A 23139-nucleotide genomic window follows, 5' to 3' on the forward strand; every position below is an offset into this window, starting at 1 on the left:
GAGGAAAACTATTATGCAACGTGACACGATTCGATTGACAATTCCTTTATTTTATGCATGGAGTGAACAGGAAGATCAATCTGCACGAGTCGATATCATCCTCACATCCACCGACAATACAGGATTTGAAGTCATTCCGATCGGCACGGTGGCAAATGCAGCAGACAAATACGCTCAAGTCTATTGGAATTTTACTAAAGACAAAGCGGTAAATGCTGAAATTATCTGGCGGTTTGCAGGCGGTGAAATCTCCTCAATACTGCAAACAACAAAGATCGAAGCTCAACTGGAATTAGGTCAGATTGGCGCACCGCCAAGTGAATCAGGTAACTGGGATATCCTCTTGCGAGGTTCTCTGTTGATTGGTACAGATTCTTTAACCTCCCTCCCGGAAGAGTGGAAAAAACGTCTCACTCAACTCTGGCCGACAGGTAACTTGAAGGATATTACCAACCTACGCATCGAACCAGCAGGGCTATTTTTGCAAGGTAAGTTGCCCAGTGCCTTTTTTCCTGGTGAAGCAACTGAAGTCGTTCTCCGTATCCCACAAGCTAAATCTGATCTAGTCAAACCTCGTAGCAATTTTCGGCGTGAGGATCAATTAGTTGTTGAACCCTCAATCGACACAGAAACCCGTGTTTGGACGTTATCGACCTTTCGCTTTCCCAACCTCATCAATGCAAAAACATTTGTCACAGATCGAGCTAATGAGTTTAAAAACTTCACAATATTTCCTCATATTCAAGAAAATAGGACGACATTTTTAGATAATGTGGTCTGTGAACCCGATCCTAATTGTACCGTTCGCCTAGCGGTAAAAATAGACACAACATCGAATAGCATTACAGATATTAACTGGTGGGCTGAAGGAATTGGCGTAAGATTAATGATTGCAGCCAAAGGTACAGATGAAACTACCTTCTACCCTGAAGCTTTGGTGGGAAGTCTGAACCGGTTTTTAGCTATGCCTTGGGAGGGAAATCCGATCGCTTTTGTTTCAGGTCAACCGAATCCTGATGCAAATGACTTAATCCGGCTCGATTTGTCCTATCTGTCTTCCAACTCGGTTCAGTTCCACTTCCAAGAAAGAGAACTAGCAGCCCACGTCATACCCTCTACTGCTTTACAAGAAAAATCGGGCAATTTAAAACGAGATAGCCAAAACAATTTTATTCGCCGCGCTTGGTTATGTACTGAAACAGGTTGGCTTTCTTTAGATGCCACTCATCCCCAAGCCAAACTTAAAGATGCAGCTGAGATCCCTTCCTCAGAAACAGTAACGAGCGTGCTTCCACTCGATGAGTTATTGTCGGCCTTAACGACTGAATCCGAAGTCCTTTCAGGAATGACGGTTCAGGTTGAAGCCCTCGCAGAAAGTCACGTTGCTGTTATTCTCTCCCCGAATGCAACCGAGTTAAGTCTGTGGTTGACTAAGACTAAGACGATCCTCAAAACTCCCTCAGTTTGGTACTATGCGCTACGCAGCCAAGGAGACCTAGAAAAACCTAACCCTCGTGAGGAACAACCCGTATTAGAAACACTGATTCCCTCATTGACCGCAGCTTTGACGGAGATCCAGTCAGTAGAATCGCTCGAAACACAATTGCAAAAGGTTCTTGTTGCTGCAACTTTCTTTTCTAAAAATGTTCTGGACATTAAAGAGAATGAAAACTCTTTAGAAGTTCCACGAGAACTAATTACTCGCATTAACTGGAATGAAAACGATCGAGAATTTGTCTTTAAGTTCGAGTCGAAAGGAATGCAACTTTGGCACTACTTTGAAGGCTGCCCACTCGTTCAAGAGGTTCCCTTATCGCCTGTTGTTTCCCGGGATATGTTTCTGGATGCAAACCGAGGTTTGATTCCTTACCAAAAACGGAAAACTGACGAACCCGTAGCGATCGTTTTTCCCACAGGTCAATTACCTCGTCTCCAAGAAATTGATGCGCCTCCTTCGCCCACAACATTAACGATCAAAGATAATAACTGGCTTGTTACCCCAACTGTTGCCGATCAACGCTTTTTCCTACCAACTTTACCAGGAGTTGAACTTCAGATCGAAAAACCTTCTTTAAATCCTGAAGATTGGAAATGGCAATGGTCTTACCGTCATGCGGTTCCCGTTCTCGATGAAGCTTATGGAGAAATTATTGAAGTCCCACCCGAAAATTCACTACAAACACCGCAAACTGTTCTAGTTGAATTAACTCGCATCAAAGGCGCAACCGCCTTTACAATTCAAAGCGGGTCAGGTGAGGCTAAAGGGTGGCTGCATCCCACGCCTGATAACGTGGATGGAAAAACCCAGATTGAAATCAGTCAAATTAACTTGGTCGGTTTACAGCCTCGCATCGATTTTAAAATCCAGGGACTGAACGCGGCTTTCGCGTTTCAACGCCCCCGTTTTCAAGACTCGACAACCGTCTCAGAATTAACAGCTAATCTCCAAGCGAATCTGCTTAACAATAATGCCGATTTACCCACTTTCCAAGTCAATTGGGCTAATAATGGGGCATCTGAACTAGCGATCGTCAATAATGGTCAACCTCTGTTTGCTCGTTGGAGTGAGACTTTAAAAAGATTGCTTACTTTAGATGGCGAGGGAATTGTCCAAGAAGAAGCGATCGGCCCAGATCGACGAGAACATCACCTCAATCAACCCACACTGACTTTTCGGACTGCCAGTTACCTTCTCAAAGATCCTAACAGCTTAGAAACGGCACTTCAGTTAGATGTAGTTAACATACCAGTCGTGCCTCCCCCAAATCCTCAGCCTGAAACGGGTCAATGGATGCTACATGATGGCGCAGGTACGTGGCCAGTTTGGCGAGGGTTTCCGCTTATGCCGTTGCGGTTACAAGAGTTCCAACAAGACAGCGATATTATTACCATCAAACTCGTCGTGATCTTGCTTTGGCGAATTCCTGAAGCAGTTTCAGAAGTATCCACAGAATCAACCGGAGAAATAACCTTCACTTTTTCAGGTTCAAGTGAAAACATAGTATTAACCGAGCTACAGGGAGTCATTGACTGGCGATTTTCTACTTTATTGGAAAATCAATCAGAGGAACAGGTATTTCTGAGCCGTTTTAAAGCCGAATTGACAACAACCACCCCTACGTTACCGTTATTAAAATTACAAGAGATCGATTTAGAACATCCCATTAGCTTATTACGACTACGACCCGATCTAACTCAAACTATATGCGAATTAGGAGAAAAAGAGTTAAGTTTTATTGCTAAACGTAACACGCCTGCTTTTACCTATGAAAGCGAATCGGTGCGTTTAGCCTTCCCAATCGATGTATCGCAACTCTCATCAAGATGGAATTTTAGCTGGTTTAATTCAGATGAAGATACTCAAATCCGTTGGCAACTCAATCATGATTCATCGAAATGGTCGTTCCGCTTAGAACGTCAGTCAATGGATCTAATCGGTACGCTAACGCTGAAGCCTCATTGGGTTGCTGCTCGACAGTTCCTGTTTGAGATTTCTGAGAGTGATTCTATTCCTGTTCTGTCAGAATCTTGGTTGAAGATCGAGCAAGCACAAGGCGGATTCATAGGCGTTGAGTTTGGTTTACCAGAGAATGTCGGTGATGCGGATGCTTCTGAATTAGTGGTTGTCGATATTGCTGGTGATTTGCAGCTTTTACTTGGTGATAGCGAAGATCGGATTAATGATGCTATTTATATCTACAATCCTGAATCCGACGAGTTGCAGACTATTGATCGGGATACGGGTAATGTTTGCGAACCAGAATCCTTACCTAGTTTTGGCGTAACAGCAATTTCACAACAAATTTTCTGGGGAACTCAAAACGGCGTAGTAAAGCGATGGAATCTCAATAATAATAAAGTTGATCGCAAAATTAGTACAGGTAGTACAGATATAAACCTAGAATTACCGAGCTTCGCCGATCCTCCCCCTGCTAATACGATCGTTCAATCATTCGCTCCTATCAATCCAGGTGACGCAAGCGTTGTCTTCTCAGACCAGAACCATGAACTTTACTATTGGGATCTCAACAACCCGGATACACCGTTAAGTCTTGGGACAAGTAAACTGAAAAATCCTATTGATCGACCAAATACTCAGTTCAACGGAATTTTACTTTTAACCTCATCTCAACGGGCAAACCCCAGTAACTCAACGATAGCTTGGTTACGTAAACGAGTCGATAGTAGTGTTCCCCCTCGCTTGTATTTATGGAATCCAGAGCAGCAACGTACAGGGCCTGTTGACCCCAACTTGCAACCCGTTACTCTCCATCAAGCGGATATTACTGCTGTTGATTTTCTCTTCAGTACAGGTTGGATCGTTTCTGGAGACGGAGCGGGGGAAATTCGAGTCTGGAAACCGCAACCCCAGCCGACAGAGCCAAGTGTTGCTCAGATAATGCGTCAGGGGACGGCAATAACAGCTTTAGCTGTAATGGGAACGACTCAACAAGCCAGCAACTTAATCGTCTCAGGTGATTCAAATGGGAAAGTTCGCTTGTGGAGTAGGCCTGATGATACAATGCCTACTGTCTTCAAAGAACTGTCGGAGAGTGACAAACTTGATCGCTACGATCTTCCTGCTGGAGAGAAGGTCAAGTTTCTTGTGGCCTTGGGTACTGCCTCACTCGCTATTTTGAGTAGTACAGGCAAGGTGACGATTCTCTCCATTGAACAAGACAAATTCGTCACTTTAGACAATAAAGAGTTTGCAAACTTACCTAAAGAGCGTTTTCCTCGGTTTCTGGATTTGCGGGGAACGACGGCAAAAGCGATCGCTTGGATGAGAAAAGACGAAAAAGACCAGTTGATTGTCACAGGCGACACTGTAGGAACTCGTCTTTCTGGATTGCTAAAACTGAGTAAGGATGGGGAAGGAAAACTAGACGTTCAACTACAAGCAACAGGTTGGTTAGTTTTAGAAAATGATATTCACTTAGAAGAGGAGATCAACAAAAGCGGAACTAGAACAACTCGGCAATGCACGCACAAAATTAAAATTTTCCTTGATCGTGCTTCTCTACCAATTGATGCTATTTACAAGAGTATCGGCCCAGCAACCAACGATTATTTCGTGGCAGGGATTGTTGAGCATACACTGCGATTGAGTGCGGGACAGAGTGTTATAGGCAAAGAAACCCAGCAGATCGAACGCACTTGGCAAGCTCCTCAACTCCTGCGCTTTACTACGATGTCACGATTTAGCGAAACATTTTTGAAAAGGACGATTGCTGACGATTCTCGTTTGGTGCTGGAGGCGGGTACAGTTTTCTGGTTGCAATGGGTTTCCCCAACTCAGGAGCGCGAGTTTGGTGGGGCTAGTGAAATATCCAATCCTTCATTGAGCTTATTTCTGCGATCGCAACGGTTGGGTCAGTTGCAAGCACCGATGTCATCTCAACCCGAAGAGCGCGCTCGTGTGGTTCGACTGCCCTTTGCTTCCACTCCCATGTTCAGTTCTCCTGAATTTCCTCTAGCCACCATTAAAATCCCCGACCGGGTTTCTCCACTGCTTAAAGAACTGCTACACGAGACATCGGGGGTTCAGCCACTCCTGCTAAATCCTACCCCTTTGAATTCTGATGCTGAAATTGAGTATTTTCGACGTACCACTCAATCGCGTCTTACTTCGGTACGTCCTATTTCTGTTACTCTTGATGCGCTCTGGCTGGATGAACAGTTTTTGAATCAAGCTTTGTCTCCTGACATAGCTGATGAACCTCTCGGTCAGGTCTCACCCGTTTTTAAAGACGATCTCAGCATTTCGATTCCTAATGAACTCAACGATCTAATTTGGTTGCGATCGATCCAGGATACACCCTCACCTTTGAATCCTGGTAATACCATCACTAAACGTCAGAGGCAAACGCTCGCCGCAGGAACTTTAACCCGTAAATATTTACCCAACCAAGGATTACAGACGCTTTTGGGAACGGCTTTGTTTGAATTTCCGTTTCAGATACTGGTTTCTGATGAACCCAAGCCTATAGCCTCCAATCTACACGATGTTCAATTAATCGGATTTGTCGAAGGGCGACTTGTGCGTCTAGCGGCAGAACGACTAGAAGGGGATGACGAGCGGTTGAAAGATTGGGCGCAAAATATCTTAATAACCCGACGGCGAACTCATGGTACATTTATCCTGATCGATTTTTCTCGCGTTTTGGTAATTCCTCTGGGTGCTGAAGCAACTCAAGAAGAACTGCGTTTCGCTCAACCTTGGTCGGGTTTATCGCTTGCTATTGATGTCCGTAGTCGTTTTCCCCGACTGATTCCTGCTACACTTGAAGCCCAAAAAGTACGGTTTCAGACTTCTCCTAACCTGAATTTACTGGTTTTCGATGCTTATCCTGTTAAACCACTTGCTCCTTATCCAGGTGTTGCTGCTACTCGCTACCGGATGACTCCCACATCCAGCATTGGTAGTTGGCAATTAACTGAAGATGCAATCGATAAGTGGAAGGAATTAGCAGAAGCGATCAAAAGAGGTCGCCAAGCAAATACAGGTGAAGATCCTTCTTTTTGGGATCGACTACGGACTACTATTAACAATGTGGTTTTACTGGATGATATTATTTCCGATTCCAATAATCGAGAAAAACAAAAAGAATTGCTATTTAAACTGAATCAAGCATTAGCGGGTTCTTTCCTCTATAATCCCCTAGATTTTGCGACCTTTACCTCAAATATACTAGAACAGTTCCTTGCAGAGGAAATATCTGGACAAGTCGATCAGTTATCTGAACCTTGTCAACCGTTTTTTAATCGCCGTTTGTTAGAAATTGCGGTGTCTAACGCAATTATCTCTCGCCTAACGCTTGACCAACACGAGAAAAGAGCAGGTTCTTTACGACCAACACGGATCGAAACGATTTCTGTAGAAGATAAGGCAGGAGGGATTTTGGGCTACACAGTACGAGAGGATTTGCCTTTCGAGCGAACAGAATTAGGTTTGTATCCTCGCTCCAATGCTCGTCCTCTTACAGAACGTCCCTTAGCTCCCATAGCTCAGGTTGCAGAAAACAATACACGCTCTGTGCTTCCTCCCTTGGTTGATGTTGTTTCTTGGTCAGCTAGACCTGGGGAAATGTCCCGCACGACTTGGAATTTAGAACGCACCTGTTATCGACCCGATACAGTCTGGTTGAGTTCTTCTAATGCAACGACAGTCAATTTGCGACGACCTAGAGCGATCGCAGGTAAAACTCAAAGTGTCCGTTTTTCATTTCTACCAGACAAGCCTGCTACTACTGTTTTTGGGAATCGTTTCTCTTATGCTCGATTATTATTAACACAAGTTCTTGATCGTACAGGTCAAGCAGAGTTAGAAAGTTCTACTTACGGTGTTTATGCAGTTTTGGTCACAAAAAATGAACTTTTCCGAGGAGCAACAACCTTTGAGCGAGCATCTCAAACACCTGCTTTAATTTATGGCTCTGCATCAAAACTTGAACCTTTTGAACTTTATCTAATTGTTGATACCCAAAAATTTAACCCAAGTTCTAATTCTCCAATCGATTCGTCTAAAAAAGAGAAAACGCTTTTGCTCTGGACAATGCAAGACATTTCTCCTGGAACTCAACCACCCAGTGACGGCGATCCCACTATCCTGCTCAATGTCGATGATCCGACACTACCAGGCTGGGAAAATGTTTTCGGCTCGATTTGGACAAAACGAATTTCCTTCGACCAACTCAAAGCTAATATGCCTCCTAGTGACTCAGGAATTTCTTTAACTCTCGTTCACTATGGACTAAATAATCTATCAGATCCGACTCAATTTCAAGCAGAATCGTGGGCTGTTGTGAAGCTTAACCAGCTTGACTCTGAGGGTCGTCTTCGCTCTCCCAAAATGAGTGTTTCTATTCTTGCCTATCCCGAAGATTCTGATAGTATCGACCCTGTTCCTGCGATTTTAGCTGGCTATGGTCGCCTAAGCGATGATGACCTCTCGCCTATTCGCCCGATTGCGGTAGTAGCTTCTCAAACTCTGGAGTGGTCGCGAACGGCAGGTTTACAAACTTTACACCGTGTTTCTCAATTTGATGCACAGAAAACCTACCACTATGACGGCATTGTTTACGGAGCGGGTGGTGAAGTCTTTCCCACAGAGCCGAATGGCACTAAGAAAAGCTGAAATGGTTGCCTGGTAATAGGTTTAGAAAACTAATAGTTTTAAGGTCGGGAATCAGAGTAATCTGCAACTCTCAATTTGCGATCGCTGCTTCATTAGCCTACGTTTTTCCAAAGTGATGAAACCCTTGTAGATAATACATTTGCACTTTTCTTAGTGCCATTCGATTAATATCCTTGATAATATATTGGGCATGGGCGAATTGTAGCGTTTGAGTTGTCGTTGTGATAGACAATAACTCTACTACAAAGCGCCCTATCTCTTCACTCTCTTCTTTTAGCTAAGGTATTGTTGGTATAACAGCATTCTATTGAACTTGAATTTATAAGGTCTTAGTTTTCAGGGCGAGACGTCTACTTTGAAAGATGCGGGACGAATTATACAGCCTTTTAACTCAAGCGCTTTACTTAATCCTTCTAATAAAGAAGTCCAAGTTTGCCTTTGCAAAGGGCCACCAACTTTGCCAACTGCTGTGTTTGGTCTTGAAACACCTCTCGTATAGAAAAGAATAGATTGATTGCTATTCACTTCAAATCCAAACTCACGAGAACCATTTTCCGGATGTGAACCCGTTTTTTCTATCTCGATCGTTGATAGAGTGAATGCGCTGGGGCTAATTTCAGATATAATAACTGAGCCATTGTCAGGTCCAATAATATCAATGTGAATCACTGCACCAAGAGCAGGTCAGAGCTTAATTTGTCAAACTCACACAACCTATTGAATGATTCATTGTTCACTGTTCCATTCATATCTTTAGCTAAAGACACAATTATGCTTTCAGGTTTCACGCTGCTTGCCATCCTATCAACGACAAACGAGTATTCATCTCTTACTGTTTCCCCAAAGCCATCTGTAAGCCTCTGGAGTTTTGCCTGTGCTATCTTAAGAATTTCAATAAAATCAGGAGCAGTTGCCCAGGTCTCTTTCTCCAGCCTTTCATGAGTTTTCTTTGCTGATTCAGAAAATGCCATACCTTCTCCTTTAGTAAGAACAGAAATTAGACCTCTTGCAAAATTATTTTATGGTATATAAGACTAATATTTGATTTCTGAAAAAGCTCCGTACATTTGAAGAGTGGTAAAGTCAAAGGTAGTGTGTCGGATAAACCACTCAAACATCTTTCTTTTAAGGATGCTTGTCATATTCGTAGAATAGCTGCGGTAAAAGGCTCTGAGCTAATATTCAAACAACTCCTTCCAACAATGGATGTTGATTTTGTCCGCACAAATCAAAGTACTGTAATTCCTTTCCCTTTTAAATATCTTCGAGAGTGTAAAAATTTAGGCTAGTGGTTTCATGCGAATGCAAAATTACTAAGTTTTTTTATTTTCTCTGTGGCGGTGTCTGCAAAACAAGATTATTAAGTGTGTGAATAAACACTGATATTGAAGCTTGATATATTGAAACGGTGATTTATATTTCTCCTGAAAAAGTTCAATCTTCGTCTAGTTGAGGTCTTGTCAAGATAAGTGGTGTGATTCGCTCAGTCTAAATTTATCGCATCGAATAAGCGCTACACACAAAGGCACAATCGTCATGAAGAGCCCTCTTTGCGATAGTCTCAAAACTGCCTAGAATAAATTCGGATATTCCTTTACAGGAATAGCTAACGGTTGCTACTTACGTAGTGTGCCAATTAGAAGCCAGAGAGCGGATTTTTTGAAGTTCCGATGGAGAGAGGCGCTCCAAGTTACGCAGTATTTGAGTCATACGTGGCTGCTCTTTTAACAAGTCGTAATGACGAGCCAGGAAGTCCCAATAAAAAAAGTTGAAAGGACAAGCATTTTCAGTGGTGCGCTCACGAGGGTTGTAAGTACAATTCAAACAATAGTCACTCATATTGTTGATGTAGTTAGCAGAAGCAGCATAAGGCTTAGATGCAATCATTCCACCGTCAGCAAACTGCCCCATGCCAATAACATTGGTTTGCATCACCCAATCGTAGCCATCAATAAAAGCAGCATGAAACCAGTCTTCAAGTTCTTGGGGGGAGATACCTGCTATCATTGCAAAGTTGTTCAACACCATCAACCGTTGAATATGATGAGCATAACCTATTTGTTTAACCTGAGTTAGAATTTGGTGCAGACAATTCATCTGTGTATCGCCAGTCCAATAAAAAGCAGGCAGTGGATGAGTGTGGTTAAACCAGTTACGTTCTGAATAGTCATCATCTAGGTAAACATAAACACCGTGCATATACTCTCGCCAGCCAAGCACCTGACGGATAAAGCCTTCAATGCTGTTTAGCTCCCAGTCGCTGCTGTTGTCTAAATATGCAAGCTGTGCCGCCTGAACAACTTCCAAGGGATGAAGCAATCCAATATTGAGATAGGGAGAAAGCATCGCGTGCCACATTGTCTGTTCGCCAGTCACCATCGCGTCCTGGTATGGCCCGAATGAAGACAAACGTGTTTCGATAAAAAACTTCATTACAAGTAGTGCTTGCTGTCGCGTTACACCCCAGCAGAAGGGTTCTAATTGCCAGTAACTTTGATTGTCACCGAATGCCTCAGATTGCTTAATGAAGTCAATTACATCTTGTGTAATTGAGTCTGGTTCAAACCATAAAGCTTCGGGTAAGGTCAGTTTGCCTTTTGGTGGTTTGCGATTTTGTTTGTCAAAGTTCCATCGACCACCAACAGGTTGGTTGCCGGACATTAGAATGTTGAACCGCTTTCGTCCCTGGCGGTAAAAGTCCTCCATGATTAGGCGTTTGCGTCCACTGGCCCATTCAATGAACTCCTGATCACTCCAGATAAAACGGTTATTTGGTGTAAAAGTGACTTGAATTGTCAAGTTTAACTTTTGAATTAATGTAGCAAAAGGGCGATCTGTGGGAGTCATCACCCGCAGTTCGGTAATTTGGTATTGTTCAATCCATTGAAGTAAAGGTGTATTGAAATCTTGGCTTTGAGCGTATGTTACTGGGAAGCCAAGCGATCGCAATTCGGCAGCAAAGTGACGCATGGCTGACCAGACCAATACCAGTTTTTGCAAGTGATAACGAAGTTGCCCTGCATGGGCAAGAGATTCGATAAAAATCACAGGAGTCTGTTGGTGTTTTTGTAGGCAACTCTCTAGCGCTGACTGCCCAGCCCAAAGTTGATCTCCGAGAACCCAAACGCCAATAGTCATGCCCTTGCTTCCTCTCAATCCGTGCGTTGGCAACGTGATGACAAAATGCTACTCAATCAAGTGTAACTTTATTGCTACAAAAACTTTCTCAATGAAAAAGCAGATGAAAGCCCAAAACTCGCTCTAGTGCTAATGTACTATTGGAGTGAGAAATTTCTCAAATATATCGAATCACAAATTAAAGAGAGAATAGTCGTTCTCGCCGCTTGGTAGAAATGGTAATACTTCAAAAACAATGCAGACGAGGAAGATAGTTCACGTTGATATGGATGCCTTCTACGCATCGGTGGAACAGAGGGACAACCCTAGCTACCGAGGCAAACCGTTAGTCGTCGGTGGCAGCCCGAATCAGCGAGGCGTAGTTGCAGCCGCCAGTTATGAAGCTCGTAAGTATGGTGTTCATTCAGCGATGCCTTCTGTAACAGCGATCGCTAAATGCCCTGGACTGATATTTGTCAGACCGAGATTCGACGTTTACCGAGAGATTTCCACTTCAATCCACGCCATATTCAAACGCTACAGTGATTTAGTGGAAGGAGTTGCACTAGATGAAGCATACCTGGATGTGACTGAGAACAAGCAAAACATCACCTACGCTTCTACTATCGCAAGACACATCAAAACTGCGATTTTCCAGGAAACTCTGTTGACAGCAACCGCAGGCGTGTCGATTAACAAGTTCCTAGCAAAAATGGCATCAGGGCAGAATAAGCCGAATGGACTAACGGTGATTTTACCAGAGCAAGCGATCGCCTTTGTAGAACAGCTGCCGATTGAAAAGTTCCACGGCATTGGAGAGGTCACGGCGGCGAAGATGCACTCACTCGGCATTCACACTGGCGCAGAATTGAAAGAGCGATCGCTGACTGAGTTAACACACCACTTCGGTAAAGCAGGTCATTATTACTACAAGATTGCCAGAGCAGAAGATGACCGCCCAGTTGAGGCGAATCGAATTCGCAAATCGATTGGTGCAGAAACCTCGTTTGCACAGGACTTAAGCGATGTTGGTCAGATGTTGCAGGAACTCGAACAGATTGCCCAAATTGTCGAGCAACGGGTGGAGCAGCATGAAACGCGAGGACGCACATTAACGTTAAAAGTCAAGTTCTCTGACTATCAGCAGTTAACCCGCAGTAAAACAATGCTTGCTTCCATCAGTGAACTCTCTACGATTTTCGAGATAGCCAAAGCGCTGTTTGAGTCGATTGATCTGGAAAACCGTAGCATTAGGTTGCTGGGCATTTCCTTGTCCAATTTGGATAATGCCAAACAGTTACAAGCGATTCAATTGCCATTATTTCAGAATGGGAACATCATATTTTAGGGTAGATGTAGTCTGTTCAGACGCTGAGAACTCGGTTATTGTGAGAGAGCGAATCAACTCCCGAATCACATCAGTTGCAGGTCTACCTGTACTTGCACAATATTTTTCAAGTTTTTGGCTTTCAGCAGATGCAAGATTTATTGTGATTCGTTTGACAGCCCATTTTTTGTTCATGACTTGCTCTATGGATCAAATTTAATGAATTATCTAGACTTGAAATGCCTTGTGCAATACTTAACAAATATATAGATGTTAACCACAGCATACTTGCCGTAAAACTATTTTTAGCACATCCCTTCGCAGAGTATTTACTTATAATCCAAAACTTCATCGATAAATCATCTATATGAACTTTAAAATATTTGAAACGGGCTTGTATTTTTTATAAATATTGTTAAGCAAAGCGCAATCGGAGTGAGCTTTGCAAGAGGCGTATAATCAGCAAGTATTGCCAATTGAATTTAGTAAACCTTATCTTCATACAATTGCATCTAATATTCATTTGCTCTTTACCCAAAGGTGAAATTGATTAACTACTCTGGATATTGACTTTGATTCAAGCACTATATTTAACTCTATAACTTAAAGAAACCTTAATGTGTCTAGAAAATTTTCTAGGAGCATTAAGGTTTAATAATTTTGGTTCTTCAGCAGCTGTTATGCCAAATTATTAGTTAGATATCAAAACTAGGCTCGACAATAAAGCTCAAAAGCCCGAATCAGTGCTAAACCCCATAAAAAACTAGTAAATAATGTTTATTTTTGTTGCCTAGTAAGCGTTTCATAGCTTTTTTGAAGGTAATTTAGCGTGATAGATATATTAATTTTTATTCAGTCAGAGCTTAATTTACTCACAAAAATCATCAACTCTCAACTCGCGCCACACATCAGACGGTTGCCACCCGGAGTTACCCACAGAGCGGAGGGGGCGATAGTGTTCAGAAATGTATTCGGCTTCGGAAACGTAGTCTTCAATGTACACAGGTGGATTTGATTCAATTACTGGTTCAGGAATATTTTGATTCTCAGGAATCTCAATGGGTTCAATCGGTGGTGGGGTTACTTCTGCTTTCTTGCGAACTGGATTAGGGTTTTTTTTAATGAGTCGTTTCATATCTATAGGAATCATTCGGCTCTCCACAAAGAACGGATATCCCAGAATACAAGAACTTATCAGCGAATCAGAGACATTTTGCCATAAAGTTGTATGGGTGTGGATTGCTTTTTGGGCACGTAAGCGGAGCGTGATGCCAGATAGCCTGTCAATAAAGGTGGTTTTATTATTAAATGAGAGCGGAAGATTAAAAATAAAGGTAACGCGGTTTATTAAATATGGATACTCGTATCCCAGAATGTATTCGTCCAGTATTAAATGATTATTTGTTGTTATTACAAATCGAACTTCCAGGTCTGATAGAAGGCTTTTATATTCATGGTTCTATTGCACTTAATGCCTTTAACCCATACTTGAGTGACATTGATTTTATTACTATTCTCATACAACGAGCTACAACATCCGAGGTAAAAAAACTAAAAGCAGTTCATAAAAAACTAGAACTGAGCTATCCACAGTGGAAACTGGAAGGAAGTTATTTGCTTCTTGAAGATGTCGGGCGTGAGCAACAAGAAATTGCTCCTTATCCCTACTATCATGACAGGGATCTGCACTCTGCTGGATATCATGACATAAACCAAGCTACTTGGTGGGTGTTGAAACATCGAGGCATTTGTTTGATTGGAGTTCCGCCAGAAAACCTTGCATTTACAGTCGATTGGAATCTGCTGCAAAGAAAGATGAAGGAAAATCTGAACAGCTATTGGGTAAGTTGGACGCGATCGCCAAGTAAATTAGCATATTTATTAACAGATAGTGGTGTTGAGTGGGCTGTGCTTGGCGTTCTGCGTCTGTTTTACGTATTGAGAGAGCATGAAATCCTCTCGAAAACGGAGGCTGGTCGATATGCTTTGGTGCATCTTCCACCAAAGTGCCATCAACTTATTCAAGAGGCAATTAACCTCCGTGAAATTCGGCATGGTTCCTCTTATCGCAGCAAAGTGAGCCGCGCTGTTGAAGCAGTACGCTTCTTACGCTATGTAATTAATGTATGTAACGAAATACGCATTTGACATTTGACTTGCTTATATCTGGGATGGTGTTGATACTCACGCTTAACTATTGTGTGACGGCAGTTTCAACATGTTTCGTTATTTCTGCATAAAACACAAAACAAAAGAAGAAGAATATTATATATCAAACTTCTATATAAACCAGAGGACAACACTTTAAAAGTCTTCTATTTTATTTCTTGTAATCAAAAATTATGTTTTATCCTGTGTTCATATAATAAATAGTTAGACATCAATAACTTGGTGTTCGAGTATGAGAGTTCTTGAAACAGAGCGTTTAGTTCTTCGTCGGCTAACAGTTGAAGATAGCGAGTTCATTCTTGAGATATTGAATGACCCTTTGTGGTTGCGCTTTATTGGTGATAAAGGTGTGAGAACTCTTGATGATGCTCGTGAATATATTTTGAAGAATCTGGTTGCTATGTATGAGCGTCTCGGTTTCGGATTGTATTTGGTTGAGCTAAAGGGGAAGAGCGTCTCGATTGGAATTTGCGGTTTGATAAAAAGAGATTCCTTGGAGGATGTGGATGTTGGGTTTGCCTTTCTTCCTAAGTTCCGGGGAAAAGGATACGCCTATGAATCTGCTTCTGCTGTTATGATGTATGGGAGAAGAACCTTTGGCTTAACTCGTATTGTCGCTATCACTACACCGGACAATTATGGTTCAGCAAAGCTGCTCAAAAAACTAGGACTAAGCTTTGAGCGAATGATTAAACTATCTGATGATAGTAAGAGTGTTAGTTTGTTCATTTCTGATATCTAACAATTGCGGTGCAGCGGATTGAAGAAAGCCGCTCGTACTGAGTTCGAGTTTTTAGCAACCTCTGAGCGCAGCCGCTATGCCGCGAATTTCAGTTACCGTCGTAAGGATTTCACAAGCTCATCAATGATTGCAATTGTGTGTCTGAACTATCTTCCAATTTTTGAAGAATTGGGATAGTTGATATTTTAACGCTTCAGCAGTGTGAATAAGATTAGACTCTTAAGCTGTTTTTAGCTTCATGGCAAGACCATCTGCCAGCCAAAAAAACTAAATGGCTGAAATTCTTCACTTTATATTTGATGATTTTGGACTATGAGTCATACTAAAAAAAGGCTCATGATTCTAGCAATCGCTAACTATATTTCCAAGCAGCCATTTGGCTAAGGAAATAGTTGAAACTGGGTTGACATTCATTCTCTTATGAAAACTTATTAGTAGGAAGGTAAAGTCATGAACCAGTCTCATGAGGAAGACAAAAATAAATTCCTTTACCCTCGTGGTCGCTACTACGGACAAGTTAAACCAGAAAACTTAGTGTTTAACGCTAACTTGCAAGAATTTGCTCAAAAAGTTGGCATGATCACCAGTTTAGAAAGCAATGGTAAGCTTGACCCAGAAGATGCTTATCAGCAAATTAAGGAACTTTGGAAACAGTTAAAGCGCAGTAAGAAGGAACTGGGAATTGATGAGGAGCCATCGGCAACAGCCTGAAGTTATTCTAATTTCGGGGTAATCACCTCAAACTCATTGCGCCTGAGTGATACTAAAATATTTTCCTCATCTGAATCTACTTTAATAAGCCAGCGTATGCTTGATTGACCATCTGAGTCTGGCTCTCGACCACAAACAACCCCAACTTTTCCAGTTACATAGAAAGGACGTAGAATCAAAACTGTGTCTCCCACTTGAGGAAGGTCTGGGGTCTGCAATAGCGCTCCTAAAGGTGTTAGCTCTGAAAAATGAGCTTATACAAGTGAAATCTCTGTTGTATAACCTTATCTTAATCAGGGCTTAATTCCTAGCTAATCTTCCTGTTGATGCAAGTGATGGAATACTTTGATTTGTACGCAGCCAGCACTTGTAACTCTAAGCCAATCAACAGTCATCAAATCAATCAATAGGCAACCATGCTCAAACTTGAAGAAAGATGAGTATCTGTTTGAGTTCACTGGGTGGAACAAACCACTTCAATACTCTGCGATATTTCTCACTGTTGAACAACTACCAAAAGCAATCAGCAAAAGCTAGCCAGTAGCCTGTAATCAAAGCATCTGGATTATGAACCTGCTAGGTAATCTTTCAGTAGTTGCTCAGTGTCACAGTCAAGAACACCTGAGAGCGCAATCAAATCATCTTCTGTAGGGCTTTCTTCTCCAGTGATTAAATTATTAAGTCGTTGAGATGAAATTCCAACCATCTGAGCGATCGCTTCTAGCGAGGGGTAACGTCCTGATTGGATAACGGCATTAATACTTTTACCTAATGACTCTGCCTTGCGATCAATCAGCAAATTATAGAGTAATGTATTTAGTTCTTGAGCTACCTGAACTTTATCTCGAAGGGAAGCACGCCATTTCAGCCAGTAGAGTACATCATCGCAGGTTAGTTTAGTTAAGTGTTCAAACCGACGTTTGGGGTTGAGTAAGTCATCCAAGCCAACCCTTCCAGAAAGGTAGCTGTCAATATCTTCGATACTACGTCCTAAGTAGCGGGCAATTAATATTTTTCCTTCTGCACTGATGATACCTGTGTTCCGCCATCGGTGAATTGTGCTTTGAGAACCCAATTTTAGCTCACGAGCTATCCACCGCAGTGTTTTATTCCCCTGTAAGCGCTCTAGTAGCTTCTGCAAGCGTTGTTTTTCTTCGTCCACTTTGATTTACAAAACACCATTTGTTCCATTTTCTATCAGTATTGGGTTTTGGCTTTTTGTTTTACAATAGAACATATTTTGTTTTACAATAAAACAAATTATAGAAGTGGGATCAACACAACCCACAGGCATCAGAATATATGGCTAGAAATACGTACAGGTTTGCTGCCGCTTGGGAAGATGAACCGATTGTATTTGGTGCTTCCAGACCTGGTTACTCCAATCAACAGGTATCTGATTGGATTGAGTTCATGAAAAAACAAAAGATCCAACGAGTCTGCTGTCTTCTCCCCCAAAAGCAACTAGCTCGTTACTCAAAACTTTTAGACATATATCAACAAGAATTTGGTGAGCAGCAAGTTTGTTGGGCACCGATTACAGATTTTCAATTCGCTAATTTAGAAATGCTCACCCAAAGAATACTTCCTTTTTTAGTAGCAGCAGACAAACAAAACCAAAAAGTAGTGGTACACTGTTCGGGTGGTATTGGCCGCACTGGTCATGTGCTAGCTGCATGGCTGGTTAGTATTCGGGGATTTTCCAATAAAGATGCGTTAGCCGCCGTGAAAAGAACAGGCAGAAATCCTTATGAAGCTGCGATTGCATCTATGTTCACATTTAAAAATCCTTTGAAAGTTGTACAGGAACTAAATGTACTTTTAAATAATTGCCGTCTAGCAGTCTGTTTGACCAATCCTGACGAATTTATTTGACAAAGCTATCCTCTGTATTTGAATCAATTACCAATGACGTGTAACGCTTGACTTCGACATCTGCATTAACAACTACAATGGTATGGTTAGCAATGGGTGAACATTTTGATGTTATTAATTTGATCCCAAAAGACTGTAATCTTATTTTTTCTTAACTCGTAATTCTTTACTTAAAGTTCAAGCTGACAACATCACATCAGATCATGACTCATCGGATTCAAGACGTTTGCCCAAGCTGATAACATCGTCAACAAGATATCCCAAACGTTCATAAAATCTAATAACTTCGCTATTTGTAGTCCGCACTAGCAAATTAATTTTCGGACAACCTGCTTCCACAAGGAGTTGTTCGGCTTCTTCCTTGACGCTGATATTGTGGGGCAACTGCAAGGTAATTTATCCAACCTCGATGCCCCTCATACCCTGCCATAACTGTTGCTATAAGCTCCTGCCCAGTTGTACCTACAAGAAAAAGATGGGGTTGTACACAAAGCTTTCGCTCAATGTCCCTTTTGGGATCATTCCAGGGTCGAGTTAAACCACACCGTATCCATAAGGCAATGACGGCAGACTCATCAGTAAGTTCAAAAGTTCGGATCTCTATATCTGCCATCGTAATTATGCTATTTGCATAGCATCGCTATGATCACACTACCTTGGTAAACCATCCCTTTGATTTACGCCCGACACAAAGCATAAGCCAAGAATTAACTAATCATTTTCATAGCAAGAATTGCTATATATTTTTCTGCTTGCTTTTTACTCTGGTTCATGAGACTATTAAACTTCATTAAATACGATAACTTGACCGACTAACAGTACTTTATTCAAAGTGGTTCCAGTAACTAAAACAAGCAGTTGGAAATAGAAGAAGTAAAATATCAGCTTAATCTGGAATCAAGAAGACCGGAAATTTACAGATTGCTCTAGTAGCAAATATATCAAAAAAGCAATGATTACATGACCTAGCGAAAAACTAACTTTGCCACAACTAAAAGCAACCTGTAAAGCAGTCACAAATCTATATACAAGACTGATCTAACTTGTTAATGCCATTCGTCCTGGGGGATCAAACTATGACATCATCAAAGACCTCTAACATTTTTGGTCGGCTTGACCCCTTTGAAGTATCAACCAATAAGCGTAACTCCTTTGTCAGCAATGTCTGGCGACTGCGGCACTGGATGGCTCCGTATCGCTGGCGCATTGCGTTAGCTCTGTTGTTTGCAATGCTTTCGGCTACATCTGCCGTTTTGATACCAGTTGTAGTAAGCCGGGTGGTAGTGGACGGGATCTTGATGCATAATTACCGGACTGATCTACCAGATTATGGACAAACGGCATTAATCCAATGGTTAGCAACTACATTAAACACTGAACAAATAATTGCTGCCGCCCTTGTTGGTTTACTTTGGGTACTGCTGTGGTCTGGCTTTGGGTATGCCTTCCGCTCTCAGTTGTCTTATGCGGCACTGTTGGGTTTGAGTGACTTGCGCCGCGATTTGTTTGCCCATGTCGAGCATTTGCCATCTGCTTTTTACGATCGGGTTATGGTCGGGCAGGTATTGACCCGGATTGCTAACGATATCGAGAGTTTGTCCGAACTTTTGACTGGTGTCGGTGCGTTGGCTGGAGAATTAATTCCATTGGTTGTTGCTGTAAGCGTAATGTTATCTTTGGATGCGATGCTTGTCGTAAAACTATCACCTTTGATGTTGTTTGTGGCGGGTGTAATCGTAATTTTTAGACGTTATTCTAGTTCGATCTATCAGGTCATCCGTGCCACCTTATCGCGTCTCAACGAGCATTTGCACGAACACTTATCGGGAATTGAAATTGTGCAAATGTCCGGGCGAGAAGCACTGAGCTTTCAACAGTACTCTGCGATTAACCAAGCCAATAAAGTAGCCGAGACTAAGGCGATCATGGCAGAGACTGTATACAATCCGATTATCGACAACATATCCTATTTAGCGATCGCTAGTATCTTGTGGTTAGGTGGGCAACACGTACTGAACCAGACTACTACCCTGGGATCGGTCGTGTTGTTCTTGCAATTTAGCGATATGTTGTTCCGTCCGATTGTGGCTTTGGGGGATCAAGCAAATGCGGTGTTTCGAGCGGCGGCAGCCTGTGAACGCATATTCGGGTTGTTGGACTGGAAGGAATCTTTGTCCGTGCCGTTGCAACCTATACCCTTACCTGAAGGTTTGGAAGGTCGAATTGAGTTTCGCGATCTGAATTTTTGTTATGAAAACGGCGAAACAGTTATTCGTCACTTTAATTTTACTGTAGCACCAGGAGAAAACATTGCCATTGTCGGGCCCACTGGTTCTGGCAAGACAACATTGACGCGGCTCATCTGTCGTTTCTACGATGTGCCTGAAAATAGCTTATTCATAGATGGCATCGATATCATGCAGATAGATCCTGCACAGATCCGCAAGCGTGTAGGTATTATCTTTCAAGACTTTCATCTTTTCCCTGGTACTGTCTATGACAACATCGCCTTGGGTAATCCAACTATTACGCGGGAAGATGCTCGAAAAGCCGCTGAACTAATACAGACTCTAGATTTCATTGAAGCCTTGCCACTAGGCTTTGATACGGTATTGGAAGACCGTGGCCAAAATCTATCGCAAGGACAACGCCAGTTATTAGCGTTTACTCGTGTCATTGCCTTAAATCCTGAAATTCTGATTCTGGATGAAGCCACTGCTAGTATTGATCCGGAAACTGAAGCTGCTATACAAGCAGCTTTGGTGAAAGTAACAGCCAACAGAACTTCTATCACCATTGCCCACAGATTACAGACTATTCGCCGAGCAGACCGCATTGTGGTTTTAAATCATGGTCAACTAGTGGAGGTAGGAAACCACAAGGAATTAATGCTTCGTAATGGTTTTTATAAAACCCTTTATGAAGCGCAATTGTACAAGCGTAGACGTGAAAACACATCATCCCGCCTAACTCAGGATGTCTAAATATTGAGGCAATTTTTCAGAAATACGTTTGGACAAAAAATGAATCTTAACTAAGCTGATTTGCCAACTGTATTAACTTTATTATTTGATTGGGAATTACAAGCTGTAAGTCTTATTAATATAAATTGCTTTGATTGAGTGATTTGAAAAAATAATTGCTCTTATCTAATAGAAATATTTCTCTATACAGCCAAATTAAACTGATAATAGCTGACCAAGAAAATGAAATCAAATTTACACACTTTAACTGTGTTACAGCGAATTTTTTACTACTTCAAACCTTATGGTTCCCAGTGGCTAATAGCAGTAATAGCTCTTCTGAGCGTTCATGTTGTTGAAGCTGTCATTCCTATCTATTTGAAAGTCGGTATTGATTTGATTTCAAAACAGGATGAAAATATTTTATTACCGACTCTGGCGATACTTGGTTTGACAGTTGTGCGCTTTGGTATCCTGCACTTTGGTCGTCGCAAAAATGCACTGATTTCAATTTACATATCTTATGATTTACGGCAAGCATTCTATGCACACTTACAAAGGCTTGGTCGTGGCTTCTATGCAAACTATCATTTAGGTGACTTGATTGCACGAGCGACTAATGATATGGAATCCATTCGTCGCTTTTTCCGGTCTGGTGTGCATCGACTGGTGAGCTTTATTGGTGTGATGTTTATTGCCCCAATTTTTATGTTACAACAGTCGCCCCAGTTAACATTGTTGCTCCTGCCTTTGCTAGTAGTAATAGTTGTTAATGGCTGGTATTTAGCTGGGCGTATTTTGTTGGCATCAGCAGCGGTACAAGCGGGTTTTGGTAAGTTGACAGAAACAGTGCAGCAAAACCTCAAGGGTATTCGTACCATTCAGTCTCATGCCCAGGAAGAGCGTGAGATTAAGTATTTTACAGGCGTGTCAAATTGTTATGCGCTAGCTCATCAAAAGTTGATCAATTTGAACGCTATTCTCACTGCCTCCACTGTGCTGGGTAGTGGTTTGATGACCTTAATTGTTGTTGGCGTGGGTGGTAAGCAAGTCTTAGCTGGGCAAATCAGTGTTGGCACGCTGACAGCTTTCATCTTTTATTTAGCAATGATTTTGGGGGTGATCAAGGAAAGCAGTTTTGTTATGTATGCTTTGCTCAATGCCATTACAGCTGCAACCAGAGTATTTGAGATTATGGATGAAAAGCCAGAGATTGAAGATGTTCCAACAGGCTTATCAGCCCAGCCGATCAATGGCGAAATTGCAGTTGAAAATCTATTGTATAGTTACCCAGTTAGTGCTGGGCTGCCATCGCGTCTGGTTCTAGAACAGATATCCCTGAGTATCAGCCCTGGTGAAATGATTGCTATCATCGGTCGTGTAGGCTCTGGCAAATCTACCTTGTTACGACTGCTGGCCAGGCAATTGGAGCCTAATAGTGGACAAATCAAATTGGATGGGCAAGATTTAAAAGATGTTCCACTGAATCACTTGCGTCAGAATCTGTCATTTGTACCCCAAGATGCTTTCTTATTTGCAGCACCAATTTCAGAAAATATTTCATTCGATAAGCCAGATCGACCACCCGAATCTATTTGGCAGGCTGCTCGATATGCACAGCTTGAAGCAACAATTAACAAATTTAGTGCAGGTTTATCCACATTAATTGGTGAGCGTGGGGTAACTTTATCAGGTGGGCAGAAACAAAGAACCAGCCTAGCTCGTGGGCTGATTCGCCAGACCCCCATCTTGCTATTAGACGATTGTTTTTCTGCATTAGATACTAAAACTGAGGCTTTAGTTCTATCGCAATTGCGAGCGGTCAGGAATGGACTTACTACAGTATTAGTTTCTCACCGTTTGTTGGCGACACGTTATGTAGATAGGATATACGTACTTGAGCAAGGGCGTATCGTGGAAGCTGGCAGCCATAATGAACTAATTGCCCAGGATGGTTATTACGCCAAGCTAGTTAGTATGCAAGACGTTCTCTGATATTTAAGAGTTTCAATAACTAACATTGTTAAAAATTTTACCCCCATTTTAGGTTTAAAAAATTGCTTATATTCTTTTCTCTCTAACTAAAAATTAATCCGGT

The 23139-nt window shown here is 42.0% G+C and carries 17 protein-coding genes; 8 read left to right on the plus strand and 9 right to left on the minus strand.

Features of this window, described 5'->3' with window-relative positions; translation table 11 throughout:
• Nucleotides 1-13: 13 nt before the first annotated feature.
• Nucleotides 14-8137 (plus strand): hypothetical protein, encoded by an 8124-nt coding sequence (locus V7L07_RS09360; protein WP_335057122.1) that lies wholly within the window; start codon nucleotides 14-16, stop codon nucleotides 8135-8137.
• A 336-nt stretch (nucleotides 8138-8473) separates the two neighbouring features.
• Here the strand turns inward: V7L07_RS09360 and V7L07_RS09365 are convergent, their stop codons facing one another.
• The 3 genes from V7L07_RS09365 to V7L07_RS09375 all read right to left on the minus strand — a co-directional run bounded on the left by V7L07_RS09365 (nucleotide 8474) and on the right by V7L07_RS09375 (nucleotide 11275).
• Nucleotides 8474-8806, minus strand: a complete 333-nt coding sequence (locus tag V7L07_RS09365) for a hypothetical protein (protein WP_335057124.1) — start codon at nucleotides 8804-8806, stop codon at nucleotides 8474-8476.
• Nucleotides 8803-9108, minus strand: a complete 306-nt coding sequence (locus tag V7L07_RS09370; protein WP_335057127.1) for a hypothetical protein — start codon at nucleotides 9106-9108, stop codon at nucleotides 8803-8805. The genes V7L07_RS09365 and V7L07_RS09370 overlap by 4 nt, the downstream gene beginning before the upstream one ends.
• Before the next feature lie 649 nt (nucleotides 9109-9757).
• Complete coding sequence (locus V7L07_RS09375) at nucleotides 9758-11275, minus strand: cryptochrome/photolyase family protein (protein WP_335057129.1); 1518 nt, start codon at nucleotides 11273-11275, stop codon at nucleotides 9758-9760.
• 235 nt (nucleotides 11276-11510) lie between these two features.
• On the opposite strand from V7L07_RS09375, the gene dinB reads away from it, so the two are divergent.
• A complete protein-coding gene (gene dinB / locus V7L07_RS09380) occupies nucleotides 11511-12602 on the plus strand; it encodes a DNA polymerase IV (RefSeq protein WP_335057131.1) in 1092 nt (363 codons plus the stop codon).
• Here the strand turns inward: dinB and V7L07_RS09385 are convergent.
• A complete protein-coding gene (locus V7L07_RS09385; protein ID WP_334955625.1) occupies nucleotides 12573-12776 on the minus strand; it encodes a CopG family transcriptional regulator in 204 nt (67 codons plus the stop codon). The genes dinB and V7L07_RS09385 overlap by 30 nt on opposite strands.
• 673 nt (nucleotides 12777-13449) lie before the next feature.
• Nucleotides 13450-13731 carry a hypothetical protein gene (locus V7L07_RS09390; RefSeq protein ID WP_335057133.1) on the minus strand — a complete coding sequence of 94 codons (282 nt, stop codon included), beginning with the start codon at nucleotides 13729-13731 and terminating at the stop codon, nucleotides 13450-13452.
• A gap of 203 nt (nucleotides 13732-13934) precedes the next feature.
• Here V7L07_RS09390 and V7L07_RS09395 point away from each other — a divergent pair, with 203 nt between their 5' ends.
• The 3 genes from V7L07_RS09395 to V7L07_RS09405 all read left to right on the plus strand — a co-directional run bounded on the left by V7L07_RS09395 (nucleotide 13935) and on the right by V7L07_RS09405 (nucleotide 16203).
• Nucleotides 13935-14729: an aminoglycoside adenylyltransferase domain-containing protein gene (locus V7L07_RS09395; protein ID WP_334766843.1), complete on the plus strand. Its 795-nt coding sequence runs from the start codon at nucleotides 13935-13937 to the stop codon at nucleotides 14727-14729.
• Nucleotides 14730-14982: 253 nt separating this feature from the next.
• Nucleotides 14983-15492: a GNAT family N-acetyltransferase gene (locus V7L07_RS09400; RefSeq protein ID WP_335057135.1), complete on the plus strand. Its 510-nt coding sequence runs from the start codon at nucleotides 14983-14985 to the stop codon at nucleotides 15490-15492.
• 450 nt (nucleotides 15493-15942) lie between these two features.
• Nucleotides 15943-16203, plus strand: coding sequence for a DUF7219 family protein (locus tag V7L07_RS09405; protein ID WP_335057137.1), 261 nt, complete (start codon nucleotides 15943-15945; stop codon nucleotides 16201-16203).
• A gap of 2 nt (nucleotides 16204-16205) precedes the next feature.
• Here the strand turns inward: V7L07_RS09405 and V7L07_RS09410 are convergent, their stop codons facing one another.
• On the minus strand, nucleotides 16206-16421 hold the full coding sequence (locus V7L07_RS09410) for a hypothetical protein (RefSeq protein WP_335057139.1): 216 nt from the start codon (nucleotides 16419-16421) through the stop codon (nucleotides 16206-16208).
• Between the two features lie 347 nt (nucleotides 16422-16768).
• Nucleotides 16769-17365, minus strand: coding sequence for a helix-turn-helix domain-containing protein (locus tag V7L07_RS09415; protein ID WP_335057141.1), 597 nt, complete (start codon nucleotides 17363-17365; stop codon nucleotides 16769-16771).
• Between the two features lie 140 nt (nucleotides 17366-17505).
• Between V7L07_RS09415 and V7L07_RS09420 the strand changes: the two genes are divergently transcribed.
• Nucleotides 17506-18078, plus strand: coding sequence for a protein-tyrosine phosphatase family protein (locus V7L07_RS09420; RefSeq protein ID WP_335057143.1), 573 nt, complete (start codon nucleotides 17506-17508; stop codon nucleotides 18076-18078).
• Nucleotides 18079-18279: 201 nt separating this feature from the next.
• On the opposite strand, the gene V7L07_RS09425 is transcribed toward V7L07_RS09420, so the two are convergent.
• Entirely contained in the window at nucleotides 18280-18468 is a 189-nt protein-coding gene (locus V7L07_RS09425; protein WP_335057145.1) for a hypothetical protein, read from the minus strand.
• A complete protein-coding gene (locus tag V7L07_RS33445; protein ID WP_442936036.1) occupies nucleotides 18392-18691 on the minus strand; it encodes a GNAT family N-acetyltransferase in 300 nt (99 codons plus the stop codon). The genes V7L07_RS09425 and V7L07_RS33445 overlap by 77 nt, the downstream gene beginning before the upstream one ends.
• Nucleotides 18692-19154: 463 nt before the next feature.
• Between V7L07_RS33445 and V7L07_RS09430 the strand changes: the two genes are divergently transcribed.
• Together V7L07_RS09430 and V7L07_RS09435 are read left to right on the plus strand one after the other, a co-directional pair.
• Entirely contained in the window at nucleotides 19155-21062 is a 1908-nt protein-coding gene (locus V7L07_RS09430) for an ABC transporter ATP-binding protein (RefSeq protein ID WP_335057147.1), read from the plus strand.
• Between the two features lie 222 nt (nucleotides 21063-21284).
• On the plus strand, nucleotides 21285-23036 hold the full coding sequence (locus V7L07_RS09435) for an ABC transporter ATP-binding protein (protein ID WP_335057149.1): 1752 nt from the start codon (nucleotides 21285-21287) through the stop codon (nucleotides 23034-23036).
• The last annotated feature ends 103 nt before the right edge of the window (nucleotides 23037-23139 follow it).

Origin of the sequence: Nostoc sp., from assembly GCF_036916985.1 — a bacterium.
Classification (GTDB): domain Bacteria; phylum Cyanobacteriota; class Cyanobacteriia; order Cyanobacteriales; family Nostocaceae; genus Nostoc.